Raw genomic sequence first — 10,726 nt, 5'->3', positions numbered from 1 at the left:
TTCACCAGAAACCTTGTTATAACTGATTGACTTCTATAAACCCGCCCCGTCCCACCCAATGGATCTGGGGGCGGGTTTATTTAATTTAACGATACTGCTGATGAATTTCCTGTGGAACCCGCCCTAATCTCCCGCCCCAAGCCAAATTTACAGCAGTTTTCATTTCAGTAGACACATTAGGGGCAAATGCCATTTGCCCTTTGCCCTTATATCGACATAATTTTGTTCACTTCCAAAACTACCGAACCAATTTCTCCCAAGCTTCCCATAAAATCTCTGCAGTTTCCACCGGACTATTAGGTAAACATTGCCTTGCCTTTTCCAAACACATTTGTGCTTTTTGTTCATCTCCAGACTTCCTAATTGCCAAACTCAACCACAACCAAACCATCGGTTGCTCCGGCTGAATATCCAAAGACTTAAAATAACATTCCACAGACTTTTCAAATCTATTAAACTGATAAAACAAAACACCCAAACTCCGCCACCCTTGCCAATGATTCGGTTGTAACTTTACCGTCTTTTCATAACAAAAAATCGCTTCCTCATAACGTTTCAACTGATAACAAACCTCAGCTTTCTTATACCAAGCATCATAATTATGAGGTCGAATATTAATCGCTCGGTCATAAGCAGCGATCGCCTCCTCAGTCTTACCAAACTCCTGCATAATTCGACCTTTAATAACTTGGGGAATTCCTCCTAACATTTTTGTAAGTAAGGAAGGATTATTATTTCCTGTTTGAGAAGCCGAATTAGCAAAACTTTTCTGATATTTAACAGACTCTAATTCTGTTAAAACTTCTTCGACAGACTGATACCTTTGATTAATATTCGGAGCCAAAAGCTTATCAATAATTATCCCCAAATCTTCACTAATATTAGACTGTAAATATTGTCGCCAAATCCATTTACCCTCAACCACATCAAACAACTCAAAAGGCGCAACTTGAGTCAACAAATAAACACAAGTAACCCCCAAATTATAAAGGTCACTAGCAGGAACCGCCTTCCCCGCCAACTGTTCCGGGGCCACATATCCCGCACTACCAATCATCGTTCCAGTTTTGCCTAGGGAAGAATCTGTAATTACCTTACTTGCCCCAAAATCCACCAACACCAACTGGCCTTTAATTTCCCCTCCACCATCAGGAAGCGTAATAGAGTTGCGCCGAATAATATTTTCTGGTTTAATATCCCGATGAATTACCTGCCTTTCATGGACAAATTCCAACACAGGCAACAAATCCCAAAGTAATTCCTGAATCTGATTTTCTGTAAAAGTCCCATTAGCAACCAATTCTTGTTCCAGATTTTGCCCATCAATAAATTCTTGGACTAAATATTGTTGCTCCCCCTGTTGAAAATGAGCCATTAATTCCGGAATTTGAGGATGTTGACCCAACTCATCAAGTCTAATAGCTTCCCGACGAAACAACTCAGCAGCCTTTTCCGCATTAGCACTATTTTGGGGAAAAAACTGTTTAATTACACACCTGGGAAGAGAAGGTTTATGTTCATCCACAGCCAAAAAAGTTTTCCCAAAACCACCTTGACCAATAGGTTTAATAGCACGGTAGCGATCGCCCAGTAGCAATTTAGCCCCGCAGCTTTGGCAAAATCTATTTTCAGAAGGATTATATGGCTTTCGGCATTCAGAATTGAGACAGTAGCTCATTTCAGTTATCAGTTAACAGTTAACAGTTATCAGTACCTCCTACTGAAGTAGATAGACAAATTATGTGTAAATCTTTGAGAGATTTTTTCAGGAGAATTAAAGTGCATTGAAAAATACATTTTTTTGAGAACTTAAGTAGTTTTGCCTTATCTATACTCTTTCTCCCTACTCCCCTACTCCCCTGCTCCCTACTCCCCTACTCCCCACACTCCCCACACTTCCCACACTTCCTATTTAGCTGGTATTTTTTCAGAGTCAGTTTCTAGAACTACAGTAGGAATAGGTACTTCTTCAACTGCCGGATGTCTTTCCATAGTTAAACCTTTTTGCTGAGAACCAGATAATCGTTTCAGAAGTTTAGGTTTCGGGTCATGAAGCAAATAAATAATTTGGTCGCCTGGTTGCCAATTTTCAGTAGCTGGAAATACTTGAAGACTTCCTTGCCTTTCAATTAAAATAGGTATAAAGTCCCCAGACTTAATCATGGCTTTGAGGTGAGTCTTTTGAAACTCAAATCCCAATTGCTTCAGAACTGTTTCACCTAATTTCACCTCTTTGTCAGAGAGGTATTTATTCCAACTTTTCAGATTTAACTCAGTTGTAAATGCTTGTTGAACCTTATCTTTACTATTATTATGATTTTTCTGTTGGGGACTTTTTGGATAAACAGCTAATACCCTTGGTGGCTTAAATTCTTCTGCTGCTCTTTGAGCCAAAACTAAATTTACTTCCCCATTTTTAGTCATTGCTAAGAAAGTTCCTACTGATTCTAAACCAGCTTTTTCTAGGACATTAGTATCTAACGCACTACTTTTATATACTTGTAAACCTTCTGTCTCTGCTTGCTTACAACTTTCCTCATCTGTATCAATTAGTACCACTGATTCACCCCTATCCTTAAATATCTTGCCAATTAATCGAGATAGAGGATTTGAACCAACTATAATAGCACCTTTAGCAGCACTAGAAGTAATTCCCAAAAATTGAGCCACAAACCTTGCGGTTAGTCCTTGACTAAAAACCGTCATCATAATTGTCAAGAACACCAAAGCTTTAATAGAATCACCACCATTGATACCTTTCTGGGTTAACAATATGGCAAACAGAGAGGAAACTGAAGCGGAAACTATCCCTCTGGGAGCGACCCAACTCACAAACATCTTTTGTCGCCAATTAAGCTGACTGTTCCAGGTGCAGAGTAATATATTGAGGGGTCGAACCAAGAACATTAAGGTTAAAACTGTAAATACACTTCCCCAACCTAGAGCCACTACACTTGCTAAAGATAGGTCTGCTGCTAACAAGATAAATAATACCGAAACAGCTAGCATTGTTAATTGACCTTTAAACCGTCTTATTAGTCTTAACTCTGGTATTTCGGCTGCCCCAACTACCATTCCTGCTACTACTGTGGTCATTAACCCTGATTCGCTACGAATTTGTTCTGCTAGGCCAAACATTCCCCAAAGAGCAGCTAAAACCACTAAATTTGCTAGTTCTTCCGAGAGAAACTTTGCTCTTTTCAGACTAAACCCAAGTACCCAACCTCCTGCTGCACCAATAATAGTACCCATTCCTAAACGCACAACTAGGTCTCTAAATAATCCTACAGGGTCAGCACCTTCATTTAAAACGATATTCAGTACCAATACGGCTAGAATTGCTCCTACAGGATCGATGAGAACTCCTTCTCCCTCCAGCAATGTAGCTACTTTTCGGTCCACTGATACCTGTTTGAGCAATGGTCCCACTACTGTTGGCCCTGTAACTACTACTAGGGAGGCATAAAGAAATGCGATTGGCCAAGGAAATTCTCCTAACCAGTGAGCAGCCATACCTCCACCAATTAGTGTGACTAATGTCCCTATGGTGACTAAGTTGCGGATACTGCCAGAAACTCTTCCTAATTCTCTTAGTTCCAAATTGAGGCCACCCTCAAACAGGATTAGGGCTACAAATAGAGAGACTACAACCTCTAGACCATTACCTAATAGGTTTGGATGTACTAGGCCCAGACCATCTTTACCTACTAAAATACCAAATAGTAGCAAAAAGACAATTGCAGGTACTTTAAGGTAGGCTGCCACAACTTGGGAAGCTATACCACTGGCTACTGTCAGGATAATCAGCAGAGTTATATTAAATGGTGTTTCCATAAGCGTTTTTTTTCCCAGTCTTACCAGCTTTTTTTTGCTAAGGGTTCAGATTTTGGCTCTGAAATTTTCTCTTTTAATTTTTGCTGGTTAGTTTATATATATTTTTTTCTGATTAAGGGATAAATTTATTATTTTTTTGATTGATTAGTTTTTTATTTAAAACCCAGTTTTTCCGAGGATTTATTTACATCAAACAATTTAACGAGCAAGCTTCTTACTTTTTCATCAATTTGTTTTTTCCCTTATATAATTGTATATATGTAATTTTGTATATAGTGCCTAATTCCTGCCCATTTTTTTCCTTCAATATGTAAATCTCATTTGTATTATAACTACTATTAACCAAAGTGCAACTCCACTTAATTTTTCACTGTTGCAGTATATAGAGATAATTTTTATATATAGTAACAATTTGATAAAATAATGTTACGAAAAAGTATTGATAGGGAACACCGGATATGAATATGTAGGGCAAATATTTATCCAAATGGTATAATATAAATTTTAATAAAGAATGTCACAAGTAATTTGAGTGATATAGAATCCGGATAATTACTATAGCTTGCGTCCGCAGCGACTGGAACAGAGTGGAAGGTTTGCGGAGCATTCCGGAACGGATAGCAATCTCTTATGTGTCCGGAGATTGCTTCCGCTTCGTCGCTGCGGACGACTCTTCAACCAGATTTTATATGATTGAAAGACTTTAGAATAAGATGTGTCTTTGACTAATTGACTTATTAATTAAAGAGAGCCTGAGTCTAACAATTTCTTAGAGTAAATTCCCTGTTATTCCTGACTCCTGTAAGTAGAGAATCTTACGGCTCTCCTACCTGACCTCTGACGATCTCTAGCCATCTCTCAGATTTACCGAAAAATAAAGGTATAAAACCTTGTATTTCAAGAGAAAAAAAGTGCTAGGTATTTCCTTATATTCAATTTCGGTAAGGTTTTAACCAGAGGTAATTATCCATTATCGATTATCAATTAATAAACGATAATTTGCTAATTTATCCGTTAGTAATTTTCTGCATTTTATTTTCAGATAACCGTCTATTGATAGAAGAAATTGCCCTCACAGGTATATCGGCAAATTGAGCTAAAATTAAATTCCAGAGATAGCCATATTGGGGATTATTTTTCAGTAACAAAAGTTCTGCAAATACATAAAATCTTTTAGTTCTTCTGTATTCAGGAGGATTATCTTCTATCCTAATTTGTTCTGGTTTGGGCAGTATATGACCAATGATTTTTCCTTGTTCATAATACTTTGCTTGAATAGAAAGTCCTAATAATCTATCCAGACACCAAAAAGGAAAATATTTGAACGGTCCAGACAAAATCATAGCATCTCTAATATCTGCTAAAGTTGCTTGTACCATTTCATTTTTCCATACTTTTTTATCAAAGTTTTCTGTATGACGTCCATGGTGATCTTTTCTTCCCCTCAACATACAAAACGGATCGAATTTATTATGCAAGGGAGCTATGGGTATTTCCACCATATAATTTGGTTGGTCCTGTAAATTTTGATCTCCGGTACTTACACCACAAGTCTTCATCTCATCAATATTAGATACTGTCTCCCAAGGAGATTTTAATCCTGCTTCATCACCGTATGTTACGTCTTTTCTATTAAGTCTTAAAACCCAACTATCGGGGAATTTTGTAAAATATTGTCTGGTTATTTCTGCAATATCTGGATGAAGTAGTTCATCACAATTTACTGTTAAAATATATTGAGCTGAAGCATTCATTAGTCCAGTCATTCTTTGAATTATTTCTCCACGAAATGAGCTATTTATTTGCTGCATTCGGGGGTCGCTAATTGGGAGTTTTTTCATTCCTGGAGGATGAACTAATATTAATTCTACATCTCCGTTAATTTTTAACAGAGATTCGATCCAATATTCGGGAAGTCCTTCTCTTGTGGGGACTATAATTGATAATATTGGTTGGGTCATTTCAGTTATCAGTTATTAGTTATCAGTACCGACCGCTGAGGTCGGAGGTTTGAGACCTTATTTCTCGGTCATACATAATTGTATGAATTAAGAATATTAAGTGTATTTTAGCAAATGTGTGGAGCGTGAGTCAATAATTTAATTTTTGAGTAGTGTTACTTATATTTTTTTCTAGAGAATAAGTGGGATTTGATATAAATTTTATTCAAATTCTTTCTCACCATTTTTGTAGTGCTAAATCAACTAATGATTCTAGAGATTTATCGGCATCTAAAACTTCTGTTTTTAATTCTTGTCTTGTTGTTGCTTCCCATCGTTTTTGACAATCCTGAAATTACTCCATATCTGCAGAAGTTGTACTATTTTATCCTAGGGTGTTTGGTCTTCTTTCCCCAAGTAAAAATTGGATAAAAAGACCAGACTATTACAGTTGTTTTCAGAAATAATTGACGATTGCTAGAATTTTTTTTCAAATTCTTTCTCACCATTTTTGGAGTGCTAAGTAAACTAATGGTTATAGAGATTTATCGGCATCTAAAAATTGTATTTTTAATTCTTGTCTTGTTGTTGCTTCCCATCGTTTTTGACAATCCTTAAATCACTCCATATCTGCATAATTTGTACTATTTTATCCTAGGGTGTTTGGTCTCCCAACCCTAGTAAAAATCGGATGAAAAAACCAGACTATTAGAGTTGTTTTCAGAAATGATTGACGATTGCTAGAATTTTTTTTCAAATTCTTTCTCACCATTTTTGGAGTGCTAAGTAAACTAATGATTCTAGAGATTTATCGGCATCTAAAACTAATGAATATAGAGATTTATCAGCATCTAAAAATTATGTTTTTAATTCTTGTCATGTTGTTGCTTTCCATAGTTTTTTATCATCCCTAAATAACTCCATATCTTCATAACCATTACAGTTTTTTTCACAAATCATTTATGATCGCTATAATTTTTTCAAATTCTTTCTAACCATTTTTGGAGAGCTAAATCAACTAATGAGTCTAGAGATTTATAAGCATCTAAAACTTCTGTTTGTAATTCTTGTCCTGTTCTTGCTTCATACAGATTTTTATGATATTGAAATAACTCTATATCTTCCCTAGTCAAAGGTTTTGGGTGTTTAGGATATTTAATAATTCTATTAACTTCCTTAATATATTTATCGGTTATACTTCTTTTTATTGGTAAACTACAGATATGTCTACCAAGTATAAATTGGGAAAAATATCCTCCTATTTCAATTGCTTCTATTAATCTTTTAATACTCCTTTTATACCTATTAATTTCTGTTTCTACTCCACTCGAAACATAACCTTCAATCAAAGCTTTATCTTGCCAATTCGTCCAAATTATTGCTCTGCCAATTCTCGAACTTTCACCACCTTTATATGGTATCCAGAGAAATAGTATTAACTCACCTTTCTCTAAGAAAAATTCAGCACAAAATTTACTGCTTTTACCACTACCACTTCCATACTTAATACTTCCAGCAGAAGCAAATTCCTGAATTTTAGGGTTAAAGCTGAGAATTTTTCGTCGAACCCTAAAAATCTCTTCCTGCTGTTGACCATCTAAATTATTTACAACTTTCAAAAGTGCTTTAGGTGGAACTGGTATATCTAAATCATTTTCTAGTTCTTGATAGGGAATAATTACCTTTGAAATCTCCTCATTATCAACATCTTTCAAATAGAGATAAAACTTATCCTCGTCTTGAATAACAGAAAACTCTAAAAACTGAAAATCAAGAGTATGATATTTTCTATCTGTAAAATTATCCCGATGAAAACTAGGAGTAATTGCTACTAATCTTACAGGTTGCTGATAATCAACTTTGTCACTAAAAGGTTTCTCATCTAATAAAGCATCATAATAACGAGTCAACTGTTGAACAATTCCCCTATCCTCAACATTTTTCAACTCCAAAACCACTAATTTTTTATGACTATCAACAGCTAAAATATCGCACCTTTGACTATTCACAATATATTGTCTGTCTAAGACATTCAAACTTAGTAAAATTTCCAAATGTTCATAAAGAAAATCCTCTAAAATTTCCTCACTGGCAAATTCCCATCCTGAGCCAGTCTTTTTTAAAGATGCGTTACTCAACATATAAAATAATGGATAATGGATAATGGATAATGGATAATTGATAATTGATAATTAGAAATATAGCGTTTTTATTTGAGATGTGGAAACAGACTGCTATTAAAAAGCTATGGAGGTTTGGGACAATGGGCAATGGTAAAGAATATAAAACAATGGATAATTAATAATTAGAGATATAGCGCTTTTATTTGAGATATTGACATCTCATTTGAAAACACTATAGTTTTCATTATCAATTATCCATTACCCACTATTAATTATCAATTTTCGCCCAACGATTTTGACTTTGCTCTAAATGTTCTAATAATTCCTGTTGACTTAAAGATGGTTTTTTACATATCAAACCTTGACAAACTAACCCTACAGAATTTTCTGGCAAATCAGTTTCTCTCTTATAAATAGCAGTAGGAAAATACTGAGTAATTAAATTAGAAATTTCTACTTCAGAAGTTCTGACTAAAGTTTGATTTCTATACCAGTCTAGGGCGACAAATAAACTCGGACAAGCTTGGGGAGATTTTTTCATTATGCTGCTAAAAGCTGTTAAGGCTGACTCAGCTCTGTCAAGATAATGTAATTCTTCAGTTAGCAAAGATAGACGTACTAAATTAGAAATTGCTATGCCATTTGCTGCCGGAGTTGCATTATCAATATAATTCCTTTCTCGTAATATTAATTCTCCACTAACATCTGTAGGAGCATTGTAATAACCTGCTGCTTCAAGACTCCATAAAAATTCGTCAAATTCATCTTGTAATTTAATTGCTGTTTCTAACCAAAAATCACCATTTGATGAAGTTTCTAAACTAATCGAAGCTTGCTGTAAATCTAGCAATGCTTTAATAAACAAAGCATAATCTTCTGACTGGGCAATTACTGTAGGTTTTCCCTCATAATTTAGCCGATAAAAACGTCCATCAACACACTGATTTTTGGTGATGAAATTAGCAGCATTAACGGCTAATTCTAGATATTCTGAGTTGTTAAATACTGTAGCTGCTCTTGCCAGACCAGAAATCATTAAACTATTCCAGGCAACAATCATTTTAGTGTCTGTTACTGCGGGAATTCTGCCAGACCAATTATTATTTTTTGCTTCGTAATTATTCGTTGCTGGTGGAAAAGTTTCTAGATTAAAAGGTTTAGCACCATACCGCACTTCAAATAATTTAGATAGAGAATTTTCTACAGTTTCACTTAACTCTCCTGCTTCCTTTCTTTGCAAGACAATTTTTCCTTCAAAGTTGCCATTAGATGTGATAAAAAATTGTTCTGATAGTTTAGATAATTCTTCCGAAGTTAATAAATTTTCTAATTCTTTATAACTCCAAACATAGAAAGCTCCTTCTTCTGGTTCGACTTCATCTGGAGTAGTAAAACTATCAGCATCTTGGGAACCATAGAAAAATCCGGCAGGTGCAGTCATTTCTCTTTTTAGCCAATTTACTGTTTCAATAATTCCCCGTTTAAAAGCTGGTTCTTGATATCCTGCACTCCATAAATTAGCTAAATATTCAACAATTTGACCATTATCGTAGAGCATTTTTTCAAAGTGGGGAACTGTCCAAGTAGCATCTACCGTATAACGATGAAACCCACCCGCAACATGGTCATAAATTCCGCCTAAAGCTAAATCTAATCCTCTTTTTAAACAAATTTCATTGCCGTTATATTGAGATTCAAAATTAAACCTTGTTCCCTGTAAAGCTGCTTCACCATAAGGCATCATGGGAAAACTTTGTTGAGAGTAGCGATCGCTAATAATTGCTGTACTAACTTCTAAACCTTTTTGTAATACTTCTTCGCTTAAATCTTCTGCTTCTGGTAATAAAACTGACTGCCTTAAACCATTTAACATTTCCGTTTTTAAAGAGTGAAGTTTGTTTTTTTCCAAGTCATAAAAACCTCTAATTTTTTGCAAAACTTCTAAAAATCCTGGTCGTCCGTAACGAGGTTCAACAGGGAAATAAGTACCACCAACAAAAGGTATTAAATCATCAGGAGTTAAGAATATATTTAACGGCCAACCACCCTGTCCAGTTAACATTTGTAATGCCTGCATATAGATACTATCTACATCAGGTCTTTCTTCCCTATCTACTTTAATTGGTAAAAATTTTTCATTCAAATATTGAGCGATTTTCTCATCAGAAAATGCCTCTCCTTCCATAACAGTACACCAGTGACAACTTGAATAACCAATTGATAGAAAAATCGGCTTATCTTGTTGCTTCGCAGTTTCTAAAGCTTCCTCACACCAAGGCCACCAATCTACAGGATTTTCTGCATGTTTGCGAAGATAAAGACTTTGGGATTTAGCTAAACGATTAGTCATATTAATGTTTCCCTTAATTACGGATAATATTGTCAATTATCTGAGTGTTTTTAAGTATGGATAATCAACTTTCCTGAAGATTATAACGTAAAAAGAGGGAGTAGGGAGTAAGGAGTAGAGAGTCGGAGGAAATAAGTGATGATTTCTATGGAATAATTGATTTTATTTTTTATTATTGGAGATGTCTATTAGTCTATAATTGCGTAGCATTCCCCTGGAAAAGCTGAATCCTTACAATATTTTTTTGACTTTATTTATATAAACTCTTATAATTTAATTCTAATGTTCACTGTTTATTGAATAATAAAAATGCTTTTGCTTGCCTTCTATATCCTAGATGTAAAACTAGAGCTGTTTGATTGTTTTCTATTTTTAGTTAGAGGGAGTAGACTAAATATTTGACTGAAAAAAGCATTCTTTGACTGAGATAAATATATGTTGACCTTAATTCCCAAATCTTCGGCAAAATGAAATATTTT

Annotated in this window: 5 protein-coding genes; all 5 read right to left on the bottom strand. The window is 35.0% G+C overall.

Annotated elements, in window-relative coordinates:
- Positions 1-238: 238 nt before the first annotated feature.
- Positions 239-1,678 carry a protein kinase domain-containing protein gene (locus tag ACP6PK_RS18320; protein WP_426561495.1) on the bottom strand — a complete coding sequence of 480 codons (1,440 nt, stop codon included), beginning with the start codon at positions 1,676-1,678 and terminating at the stop codon, positions 239-241.
- Between the two features lie 230 nt (positions 1,679-1,908).
- Positions 1,909-3,834 (bottom strand): cation:proton antiporter, encoded by a 1,926-nt coding sequence (locus tag ACP6PK_RS18315; protein WP_426561493.1) that lies wholly within the window; start codon positions 3,832-3,834, stop codon positions 1,909-1,911.
- A 1,007-nt stretch (positions 3,835-4,841) separates the two neighbouring features.
- The gene (locus ACP6PK_RS18310) at positions 4,842-5,795 is read right to left on the bottom strand and encodes a glycosyltransferase family 2 protein (RefSeq protein ID WP_426561491.1); all 954 of its coding nucleotides are present in this window, start codon (positions 5,793-5,795) and stop codon (positions 4,842-4,844) included.
- A 959-nt stretch (positions 5,796-6,754) separates the two neighbouring features.
- Positions 6,755-7,915, bottom strand: coding sequence for an endonuclease NucS domain-containing protein (locus ACP6PK_RS18305; protein WP_426561489.1), 1,161 nt, complete (start codon positions 7,913-7,915; stop codon positions 6,755-6,757).
- 250 nt (positions 7,916-8,165) lie between these two features.
- Complete coding sequence (locus ACP6PK_RS18300; RefSeq protein ID WP_426561488.1) at positions 8,166-10,247, bottom strand: thioredoxin domain-containing protein; 2,082 nt, start codon at positions 10,245-10,247, stop codon at positions 8,166-8,168.
- Positions 10,248-10,726 lie beyond the last annotated feature (479 nt).

The organism is Dapis hubbardiae BLCC-M172, assembly GCF_050016015.1.
GTDB lineage: Bacteria > Cyanobacteriota > Cyanobacteriia > Cyanobacteriales > Microcoleaceae > Trichodesmium.
This window is presented reverse-complemented; position numbering and strand designations above follow the sequence as displayed.